The sequence below is a fragment of the Salinibacter sp. genome (assembly GCF_036626415.1).
Classification (GTDB): domain Bacteria; phylum Bacteroidota; class Rhodothermia; order Rhodothermales; family Salinibacteraceae; genus Salinibacter.
In genome coordinates this window covers 103817-119512 of the sequence record NZ_JAZKRW010000001.1, presented here as the reverse complement: position 1 = coordinate 119512, position 15696 = coordinate 103817, and the positions used below count along the sequence as shown (strand labels likewise).

The following is a 15696-nucleotide window of genomic DNA, read 5'->3' as shown; positions in this document are numbered from 1 at the left end:
CCCCGTCTGGGGGCGGAACCTCGGCGATCCGCAGTTCAGAAGGGGTTTGAGGATCGTCCGGGAAGGAGCTCGTATCCCGGTAGACGCGATAGCACGTAAGGGTGTCCCCCTCTTCCACGTTCGGCGCCTCCCAGGTGAGGGACACCTCCCCATTGCCTGGGGTCGCTTCTAAATTTTGGGGCACCTGGCCTAGCGCCCCTATCGGGACGAGGAGAACAGCAAGGAACGCAAATCGGCGTATCATAATTTCCAATCATCAAATCTGGGCGACGCGACATGGGGCCCCGCCCTATTCGGGAGGCGGCTCCGGCCGGGGAAGCGGGTCAGCCTCGTCGCCTGCTCCCCCTCCACCGCCGAGCACAAGCGCCACGGCCGTACTCAGGGCCGTGGCGGCGGCGGCCCCGAGCACCCACCGGAGCCACCGCCGATTGCCGTCCTCCGCGTTTTGCGCCGTCCGTTCCTCCTTCGCCGTCCGAACGATCGACACAAAATCGGGACGGTCCTGGGCGGGATTCGGCGTGTAGGCAGGCCGGAGGTCGAGCAGACTCTCAACGGCCTTCCGCGCTGCATTCTGGTCGTTCTGGCCCAGGTACACAAAACTCAGGAGCCGATACATCCGGGCCCGCGCCGAGTCGGGAAGGGCCGGCTGCTGTGCGCAGGGGCGAAGCAAGGCGATGGCCGTCTCAAAGCTGGCAGCGTAATATGCCTCCTGGGCCTGGGTATAGCTCGTGTCGCACGACGCAGGGGTTTGCGCCTGAACTGGTGTCCCCCCACCCCAGCCCAGGAAGACGGCCACCGAAAATATCGCTAGCAGCAAGCGAGGAAGAGCGAACGAGCCGGACCACGTCATACCTCCAACCGGAGCCAAAATAGAAAAGGGTGACAGAGGATTTCTCTATACAGTGAACCGACGGCGCAGTTTGCCCTCGCCCCTCCGGTCCGTTCCCCACTCAAAAGCTGGTATGTGGATTGATGCGAAGCCGAGACACAGTAGCCCACACAGCTAATCATGGTCTTCGGTCGAGGGGAAGTCCGCTTCGAGGTAGACCGTTTCGCCCTGAGTCACAGCCACGCGCCTGCCCCGTGGATCGAAGTCAAGCAGGGGATGCCCAGCCTCAGAGGGAGTGCGGAATTCGAGCTCCCCGTCCGTGTCATCATCTCCCTCTCCCACGTCGATCTGGCCGCGCGTCGTGTCAGCAACGACCACCTCGTAGGTGCCAGGACTCAGATCCTCAACCTCGACCTTGAACTCCGTGCGGTCGGGCTCTTGCTCGAACTCGGCCTCCCCGGAGGCATCAGGATCGGGACCCGAAGTCTTGAGATCTACTTCGATCTCTTTTTCTTCCTCATCCTCCTCGTTTTCGTCGTCTTCGTCGTCCTCATCATCGTCTCCCTCCTCTTCCTCCTCGCCGTTGTCACTCTCATCCTCGTCTTCGTTCTCGTCCTCCTCTCCATCCCGGTCGTCATCTTCGAACCCCTCGATCGAGCGCTCAATGTTCTCTTCGACGAGGTCCTGGAAGGGGCGATCGGCGGTTGCCTGGGCCGGATTGACGAGGGTGCTATCGGCCGTTCGGAACCACGCATTGACGTCGACGGAGAACGTGACGTTCGACGGCTCCTCGTTCGTCACCTCAATGGGAGGCTCAAACTCAATCTCTCGCTCCGCGTCGAGCTCGGTGATGTAGGTGAAGCTTTGCTCCGTTCCGCCGGCAGGTGTGAAGCTGCCCTGTGCTCGAATGCTTGCGTCGGGCGGAAAGTTGGTTCCTTCCAAAACCGAGGCATCCGATGCTTCCTCGACCTCGAACGTCGCCTCCTCCCAGGCCCCCACGGGGAGGGTCGTGTCCACCACCACCGAGGGACGATCTGACTCCAGAGGAAGCCCCATCAGCCTCGGTCCCGCTTCAAGCTCTTCACAGTCCCCGTCTGCTTCAGCGGCACAGTCCTCGGGGCCCCGCGCGAACTCAATCGAATGGAGAATCAGCTCCACCCGATCGAGGCGGAGGCTATTTCCGCTCGGATCCGTGAAGACTCTGTTCGAGGGTCCCCCTTTGGCATGTACCTGAGTAGCCCCCGTGCCTCCCCCGCCTTCTGCCGAAACGGAGAGCGATACCGACGAGGCCTCGGGCGCTGTTCCGGCCGGAGGTCCTGCCCCGTCGCAGGCAATCATCCCCACGACGAGGAGCAGGCCGACGAAGAGTATCGGGGCGACGGGGCGCGTGTGAGACAACGTCGCGTCAACCGTGTGAGAACGCATGACGACGTGGTTCTTTGGGTTAGGATTGCGTAGAGCAGGGGTGGGAAGCGGCTAATCACCGAACTCAACCTCGGACACACCATCCTCGAATTCGGCTTCAAACTCGATGACCGTTCCCGTATCCGCGAAGTTGGACTGAGACAGGTCCTGAACCGTCCCGTCTGCGTTCTGGAACCATTGGGCAGGATCGAGCCGAACGATGAGCTCGCGCGAGAAGCCTTCGCTGGTTACTTCGAGGGGCGGGCTCAGCTCACGCTCCACTTCAATTTCCGCTTCGAAGTACGTCTCGAAGGTTCGTGAGGTGTCGTTCGACGGTGTAAAGGTTCCGGCGACCACCATGCTCGCAACATTCGGCCAGGCGGGAAATTCGTTGCGAATCTCGTCCCGTAGATTCTGAATTTCTCCTTCCTCGTCCGGATCATCGAGCTCCACGTCTTCGATTTCGAACTCAAACTCCTCGTAGCTTCCCTGAGGAACCTGGTCATCTGCGACGGGGGACACCTGGCCTTCTTCTAGCGGAAGGTTCAGGAATGCAGGCCGCTCAGTTTCGAACTCCGCGTTGTCGGCGTCGCCTTCCAAATCAATCTCGTCAACAATCAGACGAACATCTGTAATTTCGAGGGTCCCGTTCGACCCTGTAAGTACCAGCGTGTCCGAATTCACGGACTGGCGGGTCGCCTGCGCCTTCAGTGTGTTTTGGGAGCTGGAGGAGTGGGCCGTCCCGAACCCAACCTCAACGGTTCCGCTCTGTGCGGACGGGCCGTTGGAGTCACAGCCCGTGACGGCAATCAAAGCACCCCCAACAACCAGGAGTGAAAGAAATGAAATCTGCCGAAGCGTCCTCATGACTCGAAATGGTGTTTTGTGAAGGGGGATCGATTCAAGCAACCCTTGTCCCGGGCGTCGGAACGTATGTTTTGAATTCCACCTACTAACCAGTCAAACCTCGCTCCACTTCACTCTTCCTTAACTTTAATTCAACGACCACACACAGAACCTTGCCCTATGGCCCCTCAAGGGAGATGGCTGCAGACAAATCACACAAGCGCTCTTCACGCGAAGGCCCCTGCGTGTCTCAGATGTGTTGCAGCGGCGTCTCAGGCAAGACACCAGCGCAACAGTTGGAGCCTGCGTGCCTGTATGATTGTGGGCCTTCTGCGGATCAATACCGCGCAATTCAAGATTGTCACGTCCCGTCTTTCCGTCGACCGGCTCCGGTCCATGCTCCTGCGTCGTAAGATCCTTCTGACTGTATCGGGCCTTCTCCTCGGTGTGGGGGTTGCGGGAGGAGTCGCCGGCCTGACGCTCCAGTACGTGCGGGCCGGCGTCGGCCCCTTGCTCCAGGACGCCCCGACCGCCGCGATGCTTCTGGATCGCAGCCTTTGGCTCGTGGGGGGGACGACGCTCCTCGTGCTGCTGGCCGGCATTGGGGCCGGGTGGTGGCTTGTTCGCTCTCTTCAGCGCTCCATCCAGGCACTTCAAAACGCGGTGGAGCAGGTTCAAGCTGGACGTCTCGATGCGCAGGTGCCAGTTGAGACCGACGACGAACTGGGACGACTGGCTCAGTCGCTCAACCGCATGACGACCACTCTCAGCCAGCGTACGGTCTCCCGAACGTACCTGCACGCGATCCTTGACTCGATGGCCGAGTTGCTGTTTGTCGTTGACGCCGACGGCGAGATTCAGCACGCCAACGAAGCCGCCTCAGAGTCGCTTGGCCGCTCGGCCTCCAAGCTTCAGGGCACGCGACTGGCGTCCCACTTCGAGGCCGATCCCCTGTCCGAACGCAGCGAGGGCCCGGTGGAGCGCACCCTCACCACCACGGACGGTTCGGACTGCCCCGTGCTCGTCTCGCGGTCCAGGCTCGAAGGGGCCGCGGCCACGCAGGGCACACTGGTGTGTGTGGCCCAAGACATTTCGGAGCGCAAGGCCGCCGAAGAAAAACTGCGTCGCTCCCTGGAAGAAAAAGAGGTCCTCCTCCGCGAGATCCACCACCGCGTCAAAAACAACCTGCAGGTCATCTCGAGCCTGCTGAATGCTCAGGCCCGCGATGTGGAGGCCCCCGACGTGCGGGCGCGGTTTAAAGACACGCAGGATCGCATCCGCTCCATGGCCTCCATCCACGAACAGCTCTACCAGTCCGACGACCTGGCCCGGGTCGAGTTCGACGCCTACCTTGAGGGCCTCCTGGACGACCTCTTCCGGTCGCACCGGACCGGTACTGTCGATCGAACCCTGGAAGCGGACGCTCAGCCGCTCTCGATTGACCAGGCCATCCCCGCCGGGCTCATTGTGAACGAGCTCGTCACGAACGCCCTCGAACACGCCTTCCCGGAGGGCGAGTCGGGAACCGTTGCCGTCACCTTCCACGCTGACGCCGACACCGCACAGCTTACCGTTGCGGACGACGGCCGCGGGGCGGAGCACCTCGACGGGGATGGACGGCTCGGGCTGCGACTGGTCCGCGGCCTCGCCCGACAGCTCCGAGGGACCCTCTCCACCGATCTTGAGGACGGCGTCACCGTTACAATCACGTTCCCCACGAACCCGTCTAGTTGATCTATGTCATCTCCGGCCCGCATCTTGATCGTGGAGGACGAATTCGCCGTCGCCATGGCGTTGGAAGACCACCTGCAGGCGCTCGGCTACACCGTGGTGGACCACGTAATGACCGGCGCCGCAGCCATCGAGCGGGCGGCGGCGGCCGATCTCGACCTCGTGCTCATGGACGTGCGTCTCGACGGGCCGATGGACGGGGTGGAGGCGGCCCAGCGCATTCGGGACGATCACCCCCTTCCCGTGGTGTTCGTCACCGCCTACAGCGACGACGAGACCCTTCAGCGGGCGACCGGCACGACGCCGTTCGGCTACGTCGTGAAGCCGTTCAACGAGCGCGAGATCTACGCCGCGGTGGAGGTCGCGCTCCAGACCCACGCGCTGCAGCGCCGCGTAGAGCGGGCCCATGAGGACCTCCGGCAGCTCCTGAACGGCCTGCGTCAGGGCACGGCCCTCATCGATGCGGAGGGACGGCTGCGCTTTTTAAACGATCCGGCCGCCCGCCTGCTCGACACCTCCCCCGAGGCTGCAACCGGGACCCTATGGACCCACCTCCTGCCCGTGGACGACGAGACCCTCGAGGCACTCCGGGCCCGCATGGACGATACGCCCGGGGACGAGGAGCCCGTCTCGGCCGCCCTCTCCCCCAGCGACGACACGTCGTACCGCGTCGAGATTGAAGTGCGCCCCGACCCGCGCGACGATGCCCGTCACATCCTGGTGTTCTACGACGTGACGGAGGTGCACGAGCTTCGACGCATGCTCGACGACCAGTCGCGGTTCCACGACCTCGTGGGGACGAGTGCCCCGATGGAAGACGCCTACGAGCAGATCCAGTCCGTCGCCGAGGTCAAGACCACCGTGCTCATTCAGGGCGAAACGGGCACCGGGAAAGAGCTCGCCGCCCGGGCCATCCACGACGAGAGCCCACGGGCGGACGGCCCGTTCGTGACCGTCAACTGTGCGGCCCTCAACCCCGACCTCGCCGGCAGCCGGCTCTTCGGCCACCGGAAGGGCGCCTTCACGGGGGCGACCGAAGACCGGGCCGGCTACTTCGAGGCGGCCGACGGGGGCACCCTCTTCCTGGACGAGATTGGCGACGTGCCGCTCGACGTGCAGCGCCAGCTCCTGCGTGCGCTTGAAGAAGAGGCCGTCACTCGGCTCGGGGAGACGGAGGCCCGCCCGGTCGACGTCCGCATCGTGGCCGCCACCCACCGGAGCCTCGACGAAGAGGTGGAGGCCGATCGGTTTCGTCAGGACCTGCTGTACCGGATTCGCATCGCCCGCGTGACCCTCCCGCCCCTCCGCGAGCGTCGGTCCGACCTGCCCCTCCTGGTGCGCACGTTCCGGCGCGAAATTCGGGCCGAGACCGGGGCGGACGTCGACCGCGTCGGCGACGACGCCCTGCGCCGCCTGCTCGAGTACGACTGGCCCGGCAATGTACGGGAGCTCCGAAACGCACTGGAGGCGGCCCTCATCCGCTCGTCCGGGGACGTCCTCCGGGCCGAGGATCTGCCCCCCGAGATCCAGGAGGCATCCCCGTCGGCCTCCTCGGCCGACGAAGGGGCCGAGCGCATCCGGGCGGCGCTCGATCAGACCGACGGCAACCGGACGAAGGCGGCGGAGCTGCTCGGCATCAGCCGGGCCACCCTCTACCGGCGCCTCAACGAGTACGACATCGGGTGACACGCACCAGGGGGCTCACTCCCCGAGCGTCTCCATCAGGCGCTCGTAGTCGTCCGCGGTCAGCTTCTGCTCGGCGCGGAGCCGCTGCAGGGCCGCCCGCACGGCTGCCGCATCGGTGGTGTCCGGCTCCGAGGCCGGCGCAAAGTCGATGTCCCGCACCATCGCCGCGTCCAAAAAATCGGCGACGTAGGACGCGGCCTTTGGCGTGCCCGAGAAGTCCATCGTCAGCTCGAACGTCGCCCGCCCCCGGTTCACCGTCAGGTCCACCCCCTTGCCGCCCAGCCCCAACCAGCGGCTCTGCGTCTCCACCCGCACGAGGTCCGGATACCGGACGGTTTGTGTGGCCTGAAGGTCGTTGTTCTGAAAGACAAACCGATCCCGCGTAAAGACGGCCCCATCGCCCCCAGTACCACTCAGCGTCGCGTCGTACAGCGCGAGTACCTCGTCCCGCCCCACCTCCGTCGCGTAGTCGGAGAGCGCGTTGTCGAGCCGGCCTGACGGCAGGTTCGGCGTCACGAAAAGACCCATCTGCGGGGCATGCGGCAGGCGGTCGCGGAGCAGGGCCTCCATGGGAGCAGGGGTTCAATGGGACAGACCCGACGCGGGGCCGTCACGGCGCCGCGGCCATCGCGGCGGCCTCAAAGAAGCCCGTCGTGGTGTCGAGGACCCCGCCAAAGAAGACGCCGAGCAGAACGAGGGCGACGGCGCACACCACGAGCGTCCCCTGGGCCCCCAGCGTGGCCTGGGGAAACGCCGCGTGCCGCACCGGGTCGGTCGCGTCCACCGCGTCGGCCGACTGCATCCAGAAGACATAGACGACGCGCAGGTAATAGTAGGCGCTCAGGGCACTCATGAGCACGCCGATCACGACGAGCCAAGTGAGCCCCGCGTCCACGGCCGGGGCGAACACGAAGTACTTTCCTGCGAAGCCGCCGAGGGGAGGGAACCCGATCAGGCTAAACATGAAGATCCCCATCGTGGTACCCAGGACGGGCCGGTCGTTGGCGATGCCCGCGAGGGACGACAGCGTCTGCTCGCGGCCCTCCTTGCCGTCCCACTCCAACATCGCCATCACGCCGAAGGCCCCGATGTTCATCACCGCGTAGATGAGCAGGTACAACAGCGCCCCGGCGTATCCGGCCGACGTGCCCGCCGAGAGCCCCACCAGCACGTATCCGGCGTGCGCAATGGAGGAATACGCGAGCAGTCGCTTCACGTTGGTTTGGGCCAGCGCCATCACGTTCCCGATCACCATCGTGAGCACCGCCACCGCGGCCAGGGCGAGTTGCCACTCTCCCCCGGGCACGGCGTGGACGAGCACCAGAATGAGGGCGGCAAAGGCCGCGGCCTTCGTCGCTGTGGACATGTACCCGGTGAGCGGCGTGGGGGCCCCCTGGTAGACGTCGGGCGTCCACATGTGAAAGGGCGCCGCGCTCACCTTGAAGAAGAAGCCCACGAGGAAGAGCGCAAAGCCGCCCCAGAACAGGAGCTGGGTCGAGACGCTGCCCAGCTCAGCCGCCGCCATCTCCGGCAACACCATCGTCCCTGTGGCCCCGTACATGAGGGCAATGCCGTATAGGAAAAAGCCGGTCGAGAAGGCCCCGAGCAGAAAATACTTGAGCGCGCTCTCCACCGCTCCCTCATCCTCTCGGATGAATCCCGTCAGGACGTAGAGGCACACCGACATGGTCTCGAGCCCGAGGAAAATGCTCACCATGTTGTTGGCGGACCCAAGCATGATCATGCCGACAGTACAGAACATGATCAGCGCGTACACCTCCCCGTAGTCGTATCGCAACTGGTTCAAGTAGGGCACCGAGAGGAGAATCGTGGCCAGGCCCGTAAGTAGGATGATGAGGTTGATGAAGGCCACGAAGCCCCCGGTCCGAAGGGTCTCGAAAAACACCGTGTTCGGAGGGCCCCCGAGGGCCGTGGCTTCCCACACCGCACACACGCCGAGGGCCGCCACCCCGAGCCACGGAATGGCCGGATGGTCGTTGCGGTACGCATCCAGCACAATCATCGCAAGCCCGACCAGCCCCACGACCGACATGGAAAAAGCCGCCGGCAGGTCGGCCACGAGGGACGGAAATGCAGTGGACAAATCCATAGGCACAATCACACCGTTCGTTGCTCAAACATCGTCCGCCGTGACTCCCACACGGCAGGGTCCCCTCGGCCGCCCCCTAGGCGAGGTCTTCGATCTTCGCGGCCAGTTCGACGTCCATTTCCGTCACCGTGCCCCCCGCATCGTGGGTCGTGAGGGCGACGGACACAGTGTTGTAGACGTTTTCCAGTTCAGGGTGGTGCATCATCTCCTCGGCGTAAAAAGAGAGCCGGACAATGAAGCTGATGGCCTCCCGGAAGTCCGAAAACTCGTAGGTCTTCTGGAGTTTGTCGTCGGCGTGGGACCATCCGTCCAGGTCCGCAAGGGCGTCGTCGATCGCGTCGTCGGAAAGGGGCTCACGTGAAGGCATAGGCCACAAAAACGTAGGTTGGAAAGAAGAGAGCGGAAGAAGCTTCGCCCGGAGGCTACCGGTCGGTCCGGCAGTGGTCCCCGAGCCCGGTCAGGGCGAGGGGGTCGGAATGTCGATGTGCACTTCCTGAGCCTCGGGGGGCGCCGTGGGCACCTGCGTCGGCTCCTCCGCCGTGGGGGCGTTGTTCGCCTCCATTCGCGCCACCGCCGCCCGCTTCTCCTCCACCGTCTCCAGGAGAAATTCGGTCGTGGGGGCGGTCTGCCGGAGGAACGGGCTCGGGAAGAAGCCAAGGACAAACATGAGCACGATGAGCGGCGCCATGAGCCCAAACTCGCGGGCGTTCAGGTCCGCCATCTGCGCGTTCGCCTCGTCGGTGAGGGCCCCGAAGAAGGTGCGGGACACCATGTGGAGCAGGTACATTGCCGCCAGGATGACGCCGGTCGTCGCGACGGCGATGAGGACCGGACTGTCAATCACGGTGCTCTTGAAGGACCCGAGCAGGATCAGAAACTCGCCCACAAATCCATTTAGGCCGGGCAGGCCCGCCGAGGCAAGCACGCTAATCACCATGAGGGTGGTGAGCACCGGGACGGACGTCGCGAGCCCGCCGTAGTCGTCCATCATGCGGGTGTGGCGCCGCTCGTAGAGCATCCCTACGAGGAGGAAGAGAGCCCCAGTGGAGAGGCCATGGTTAATCATTTGAATCACCGCCCCCTGCATCGCCTCCGCGGTGAAGGCAAAGAGGCCCAGCACCACGAACCCGAGATGGCTGATCGACGAGTACGCCACGAGGCTCTTCGCGTCGTCCTGCACGCGGGCCACCAGCGCCCCGTAGATGATGCCGATGACGGCGACCCCCGCAAACAGGCCGGCGGAGCTCTGCGCCACGTTCGGGAACAGCGGCAGGCAGAAGCGCAGCAGGCCGTAGGTGCCCATCTTCAGCAGCACCCCGGCCAGGATGACCGACCCCCCGGTGGGGGCCTGCACGTGGGCGTCTGGCAGCCAGGTGTGCAGCGGAAAGAGCGGCACCTTGATCGCAAACGAGAAGGCAAACACGGCGAAGAGCCAGCCCTGCACCGCCAGCGGAATGTTGTACTCCAGCAGCGTGTACCAGTCGGTCGTGAACACGCCGTTATTGACGGCGTCGCCCGCCGCGTAGCCGAGGTACAAGATGCCCACGAGCATCAGGAGCGAGCCGACGAGCGTGTAGATCACGAACTTAACCGCCGCGTAGATGCGCTCCGTACCGCCCCAGACGCCGATGATGAAGTACATCGGGATGAGGGTGAGCTCGAAGAAGATGTAGAAGAGAAAGAGGTCGAAGCTCGTAAAGACCCCCGTGATGCCCGTCTGCAGCAGCAGGAGCAGCGCGTAGTAGCCCTTGTGCTTCTCCTCGATGTAGGTCCAGGACGAAAGCACGACGATCGGCCCCAGGAGCGTCGTCAGCATCACGAGCAGGAGACTCAGCCCGTCGATGCCCACGAAGTACTTGACGTCGTAGCCCTCCGGCAGCCAGCCGGCCCACACGTCCGCCAACTGCGGGGCCAGGGCCGTACTCACCGACGGGTCGTACCCCACGAAAAGCCCAATCGAGAGCAGAAACGTGACGGTCGTGGTCGCCAGGGCCGTCCAGCGGATCGCAGAGGCGTGCCGCAGGAAGAGCGTGAGCAGCGCCCCGGCGGCGGGCAGGAAGATGACGAGAGACGTAAGATAAGGAATGTCCATCAATTGTGGCAGTGCCTGATCGGCAAACAAGGAATCACCTACAAATCGGTCGCCCGCTCATGCACTCGCGCGCCCCACTGTCGGGCTCCGAGAAGGGCGGCCCAGAAACAATCGCCTTCCTCAAATCCCGTACAGCATCAGCCCCACCAGGAGTGCAGCCCCGAGAGTGAGCGCGAGGGCGTAATTCTGAACGAGGCCCGTCTGGACCCGACGCAGCAGGCCGCTCGCGTTCTGGGCAGCGTCGGCCACCCCGTTTACGGCCCCGTCCACCACGGCCGTGTCGAACGCCGCGAAGCCCTTGCGTCCGATCCCGTTGATGAGGGAGTCCACGACCACACCGTCGTAAAACTCGTCCCAGTAGTACGCGTCGTCCCAGGTCTGGTAGAGGCCCTGCAATCGCTGCTGGAGGGCAGCGTCGTACGCCAGCCCCTGCGCCGAGTAGACCCGCCAGGTGTAGTACACGGTGCCCAGTGCGATCACCGAGCTCAGCAGGATGAGCCCCCACTCCAGCGCCAGCGGCACATGCCCGTGTACCGACGCCTCCGCCACCGGCCCGCCGTATTTCGCGCCGAGGTAGTGGTGAATCCAGTTCCAGTCGCCCCCTTGAATGACGGCGGGCAGGCCGATAAAGCCCCCGACGACGGAGAGGGTGCCGAGTGCCCACAGCGGCCCCGTCATCGTAGACGGCGACTCGTGGGGCGTGAGCTGATCCGGGAGCGGCCACCGGGGCTCTCCCTCGAACGTGAGCATGTAGGAGCGCATCATGTAAAACGCCGTGAGTACCGCCGTAAGCACCCCGACGACCCAGACCGCCATCGCGTACGTCTGTCCGTCGTAGCCGTATTCGAAGGCCTTGAACAGGATCTCGTCCTTGGAGAAGAACCCGGCGGTGAGCGGAATGCCGGAGATCGCCAGCGTGGCGAGCAGGTAGGTCATGCGCGTAGCAGGCATATACTCGGCGAGCCCCCCCATCGTGCGCATGTCCTGCGGATCGAAGTCGCTCGTGTCCCGCCCCCGCTCCTCCAGGCCGTGCTCCACCTCCTCCATTCCGTGGATCACGCTGCCGGAGCCGAGGAAGAGACAGGCCTTGAAGAAGGCGTGCGTAACGACGTGAAAGATGGCCACGAAGAACGCCCCCACGCCCGCCGCCATGAACATGTAGCCCAGCTGTGACACCGTGGAGTAGGCCAGCACGCGCTTGATGTCATCCTGCGCGATGGCAATCGTGGCCGCCATCAGGGCCGTGGCCGCCCCCACGACGGCAACAATCATCATCACGACCGGCGTCCCCAACACGAGCGCCGAGAGGCGCGCCAGCAGGTAGAGCCCGCTCGTCACCATCGTCGCCGCGTGGATGAGGGCGGACACCGGCGTGGGCCCGGCCATCGCGTCCGGGAGCCACACGAAGAGCGGAATCTGGGCGCTCTTGCCGGTCGCCCCCACGAAGAGCAGGAAGACGATCCAGTTGAGCGTGGCCTCCGGGAGGCCGGGTCCCTCCGCCAGCAACACGTCAAAACTCAGCGACCCGAGCTCCTGAAAGACCAAGAACATGGCGACCAGGAAGGCAAAGTCACCCACCCGGTTCACGATGAAGGCCTTGTTGGCGGCGGTGCTGTTGCTGAGGTCCGTATACCAGAACCCAATCAGCAGGTAGGAGCAGAGGCCGACCCCCTCCCACCCCAGGAACAACACAGGCAGGTTGTTCGCCAGCACGAGGTTGAGCATGGCGAAGATGAAGAGGTTGAGGTAGGCAAAAAACCGCCAGTACCCCTCGTCCCCGTGCATGTACCCGATGGAGTAGAAGTGAATGACGCCGCCGACCCCCGTCACGACCAGCGTCATCAAGAGCGAGAGTTGATCCACCCGGTAGGCAAACGAGAGGTCGAGGTCCCCCGCCGCCATCCAGGTAAAGTAGTCCGCCACGACCGGCTCCCCGCCAAAGGTCACGAACAGGTAGACCGCGAGAACGAACGGAATCCCCACGACCGCCGTCCCGATCGTGCCCAAGAGCGTCTCCCGAGTGCGGAGGTTCTCCAGAAAGAGCGGCGCCACGCCATTCAAGACCGCCCCGACGAGCGGCAGGAGAAGAACGAAGCGAAGCAGATCGGCAGAAGTCATCAGCGCGGCAAAAGTCCGATGTCCGAGACGGGCACGACGAAAGCGAGACGCAGCGGCACGTTAGTGTTTGAACAGATGGATCTCCGTGATGTCCACCGTCACCTTGCTCCGGAAGATGGCGATCACGATCGCAAGCCCGACGGCGGCCTCCGCGGCGGCCACCGCAATTGAGAAGAAGACGAGCATCTGCCCGCTGGGGTCGCCCATCGACTGACTAAATGTGACCAGCGTGAGGTTGACCGCATTCAGCATCAGCTCCACCGACATCAGCACCACAATGGCATTTCGGCGGAAGAGCACCCCGAACGTGCCGATGGTGAAGAGCACGGCGCTCAGCGCCAGATACCAGTTGGGGGCGACGTCCATAGCAGCAGGGGGAATGCGGGTTCGCGGGATCGTGCGTGCGGTGGGCCCCTTCGAGGTGAGCGAAGAAGCAGCGCTCCGCCCCACTGGCCTGAGCGCCGGGCTACTGAAAACGGCGCTGGGCGAGCAAAACGGCCCCGACCGTCGCGGCCAGCAGCAGGACGCCCGCCACTTGCAGGTGAAGGGCGTAGCGAGTAAACAAAATCTCGCCGAGGGAGGCCGCGCTCCCCACCTCCGCCGCGGCCTCTGCCCCCACCGGATCGACCCCAAGCTCAAACTGCAGCGCCACCATGTAGAGCAGCTGGCTCAGCAGCACGAGCCCAACCGCGAAGCCCCCGATGCTGGCCCATTCGATCTCCTCCAGCTCGGGCAGGGCCGAGAGGTTGAGCAGCATAATCACAAAGAGGAAGAGGACCATGATGGCGCCGGCGTAGACGAGAATTTGAATGACGCCGATAAACGACGCATTCAGGGTCAGGTACAGACCAGCAATGCAGAAAAGATTGAGCACCAACCAGAGGGCACTTGACACCGGGTTGCGGGCGATGAGCATGCCGAGCGCAGCGGCCACCGCCACCGTCGCCAGCAAGAAGAACATGGAAGGTGCGGCCATAAGCCCTAGCGTCCTAGCGGGAGGAACCGTCCTGTGCAAAGAGGCCCGGAAGGGGTTTCCGGAAGGAATGGAACGAATCCGTGATTGTCCACCGGGCGCAAAGTAATGCGCCACCGACGTAGGGGCAAGATTCGGGGCGGTTAATCATGCATGAATTGAAATGGGCCGCCCAGACCGCCCGTCTCGACGCTACGACGGCAGGGACTGCTCGGAGACCGGTGCGGGCGAGGGGGCTTCACTCCCATGAATGGGGATCTCGGTGGGGGCGACGTGCAGGTCTCGGTCGAATACCTCTTCGAAAAGGGCCCCGTGCTCCTGGGCCGCCCACACTTCAAGCTGGGGGTCCGCCTTCGTGGCCAGCAGCACGTGCAGGGCCGTCTCGGTAAGGGACGCACGCAGGGCCATGACATTCTGGAAGTGACTGCGATCCAGGTTCTCCGCGATGCGCAGCAGGGCCGCGAGCTGGCGGACGCGCCGCTGCCGCGCCGGGGACAGGCGGCCATAGTGCTCGTGCGAGGCTGCGTCCGGCGTCTCCGCTCGGTGGTAGCGAGCCACCAGCGCCACGATTGCGACTTCTTCGGACCGAAAGCCTTGGAGGTCGGCGTGCTCGATGAGGTAGTGGGAGTGCTCGTGGTGCTCATCGTGCGTCACGAGATAACCCACGTCGTGCAGAAGGGCCGCGTATTCGAGCAGCTCCGCGTCGCTCGCAGGCCCGTCGTAGAGGGGGCGACAGATATCAAACAGGAACGTGGCCGTGGCGGCCACATGCTGGGCGTGTTGTTCCTCCCAGTGAAACCGATAGGCAATCTCGTGGACGCTTCGACGCCGCGGGCTCCGGAACCGCGCCATCCGCTGGAGGCGATCGTAGTTCGAATCCAGGAAGTGCACCACCATCCCCTCACGCAAGGCATTCGGCGAAACTGCAAAGTGGCGCACCGAGGGCAGTCCAGTACAGACCGTATCGAGCAGCACTGCCCCCGCCCCGATCTGATCGACCCGTCGCGGCTCGATGGCCGGATGATCGGTCCGCTCCTCGGCCGTGGCCTGCATCACCGAGCGGAGGGCTGTGCGCACATCCCGAATGGGAAGCATCGCCTGGAACGGCGATCGGTCCGGCATGCCCTCTTGCTCCAGGGTCACGCGGGCCAGGCTCTTCATGGTTCCCGAGGAGCCCACGATGCGAACCACCCCGTGCTCCCGACATGCCGTGAGCACGTCCGTGAGCACGCGCTGGCAGTGTGCCCGCAGCCGCGCCTGCTCGTCTTCCGACATCGGATCCGTCGTCACGAATTGCTCGGTCATGCGGGCCGCCCCGAGCTTCAGGCTCGTGCTGAAGACCGGCCTGTCATTGTCCACGACGATACACTCGACCGATCCGCCGCCGATGTCCATCACCAACGAGGGCTCACTAAACCCCTCCGTCCGGCTGACACCCTGAAAAATGAGATCGGCTTCTTTCTCTCCACTAATGGGGCGGATGCGCAGCCCCAGCTCCTCGTGGGCCCGCTCGATGAAGTCTCCCCCATTGCTTGCCTCTCGGATGGCGCTGGTGGCAAACGAAAGGTACTCGCGCGTGTCCCACCCGTCGGCCAGCAGCTTGATGCGAGTGAGGGCCTGCAGGCCCCGCGCGATCGCGTCCTCGGGCAGACGGTTGGCGTCCAGCCCGTGCTCGCCGAGACGTACCATTTCTTTCAACCGGTCGACCACCTGATAACTGCCGTTCGGATGGGCGTCCACGATGATGGCATGGAAGGAGTTGGTCCCGAGGTCGATCACGCAGACCCGAACCGGCGAGGCTGTTCCGTGGGCCCCGTAGGTGGTCTCCGGGATGAGGGTGCAGGCGGCGCGTTCGTGGGGGGAGGGCATTACCAGTTCGGCTTGGTGAAGACTAACTGAGCGTGCGA

At 64.3% G+C, this 15696-nt stretch carries 13 protein-coding genes and 1 pseudogene; 2 read left to right on the top strand and 12 right to left on the bottom strand.

What is annotated here, in order from left to right; all coding sequences use genetic code 11:
* The 4 genes and pseudogenes from V5A20_RS00550 to V5A20_RS00535 form a co-directional block, all read right to left on the bottom strand.
* Positions 1-244 (bottom strand): annotated as a pseudogene (locus V5A20_RS00550) (T9SS type A sorting domain-containing protein); the annotation flags it as partial.
* Between the two features lie 45 nt (positions 245-289).
* Complete coding sequence (locus V5A20_RS00545; RefSeq protein WP_332326523.1) at positions 290-850, bottom strand: hypothetical protein; 561 nt, start codon at positions 848-850, stop codon at positions 290-292.
* 153 nt (positions 851-1003) lie between these two features.
* On the bottom strand, positions 1004-1885 hold the full coding sequence (locus V5A20_RS00540) for a hypothetical protein (RefSeq protein WP_332326522.1): 882 nt from the start codon (positions 1883-1885) through the stop codon (positions 1004-1006).
* Positions 1886-2305: 420 nt separating this feature from the next.
* Positions 2306-3046 carry a hypothetical protein gene (locus tag V5A20_RS00535; protein ID WP_332326521.1) on the bottom strand — a complete coding sequence of 247 codons (741 nt, stop codon included), beginning with the start codon at positions 3044-3046 and terminating at the stop codon, positions 2306-2308.
* A 348-nt stretch (positions 3047-3394) separates the two neighbouring features.
* On the opposite strand from V5A20_RS00535, the gene V5A20_RS00530 reads away from it, so the two are divergent.
* Both V5A20_RS00530 and V5A20_RS00525 read left to right on the top strand, forming a co-directional pair.
* Positions 3395-4813: a sensor histidine kinase gene (locus V5A20_RS00530; RefSeq protein ID WP_332326520.1), complete on the top strand. Its 1419-nt coding sequence runs from the start codon at positions 3395-3397 to the stop codon at positions 4811-4813.
* Positions 4814-4816: 3 nt separating this feature from the next.
* Positions 4817-6496, top strand: a complete 1680-nt coding sequence (locus tag V5A20_RS00525) for a sigma 54-interacting transcriptional regulator (RefSeq protein ID WP_332326519.1) — start codon at positions 4817-4819, stop codon at positions 6494-6496.
* Positions 6497-6511: 15 nt separating this feature from the next.
* Here the strand turns inward: V5A20_RS00525 and V5A20_RS00520 are convergent, their stop codons facing one another.
* The 8 genes from V5A20_RS00520 to V5A20_RS00485 form a co-directional block, all read right to left on the bottom strand.
* The gene (locus tag V5A20_RS00520; RefSeq protein ID WP_332326518.1) at positions 6512-7066 is read right to left on the bottom strand and encodes a hypothetical protein; all 555 of its coding nucleotides are present in this window, start codon (positions 7064-7066) and stop codon (positions 6512-6514) included.
* Positions 7067-7106: 40 nt separating this feature from the next.
* On the bottom strand, positions 7107-8576 hold the full coding sequence (locus V5A20_RS00515) for an NADH-quinone oxidoreductase subunit N (RefSeq protein WP_332326517.1): 1470 nt from the start codon (positions 8574-8576) through the stop codon (positions 7107-7109).
* Positions 8577-8682: 106 nt separating this feature from the next.
* A complete protein-coding gene (locus tag V5A20_RS00510; protein WP_332314419.1) occupies positions 8683-8973 on the bottom strand; it encodes a 4a-hydroxytetrahydrobiopterin dehydratase in 291 nt (96 codons plus the stop codon).
* A gap of 90 nt (positions 8974-9063) precedes the next feature.
* The gene (locus V5A20_RS00505; RefSeq protein ID WP_332314418.1) at positions 9064-10698 is read right to left on the bottom strand and encodes a complex I subunit 4 family protein; all 1635 of its coding nucleotides are present in this window, start codon (positions 10696-10698) and stop codon (positions 9064-9066) included.
* 120 nt (positions 10699-10818) lie between these two features.
* A complete protein-coding gene (nuoL, locus tag V5A20_RS00500) occupies positions 10819-12816 on the bottom strand; it encodes an NADH-quinone oxidoreductase subunit L (protein ID WP_332326516.1) in 1998 nt (665 codons plus the stop codon).
* A gap of 60 nt (positions 12817-12876) precedes the next feature.
* A complete protein-coding gene (gene nuoK / locus V5A20_RS00495) occupies positions 12877-13182 on the bottom strand; it encodes an NADH-quinone oxidoreductase subunit NuoK (RefSeq protein WP_332314416.1) in 306 nt (101 codons plus the stop codon).
* Between the two features lie 100 nt (positions 13183-13282).
* Positions 13283-13792, bottom strand: a complete 510-nt coding sequence (locus V5A20_RS00490; protein WP_332314415.1) for an NADH-quinone oxidoreductase subunit J — start codon at positions 13790-13792, stop codon at positions 13283-13285.
* Positions 13793-13981: 189 nt separating this feature from the next.
* A complete protein-coding gene (locus tag V5A20_RS00485; RefSeq protein ID WP_332326515.1) occupies positions 13982-15658 on the bottom strand; it encodes a Ppx/GppA phosphatase family protein in 1677 nt (558 codons plus the stop codon).
* Between the last annotated feature and the right edge of the window lie 38 nt (positions 15659-15696).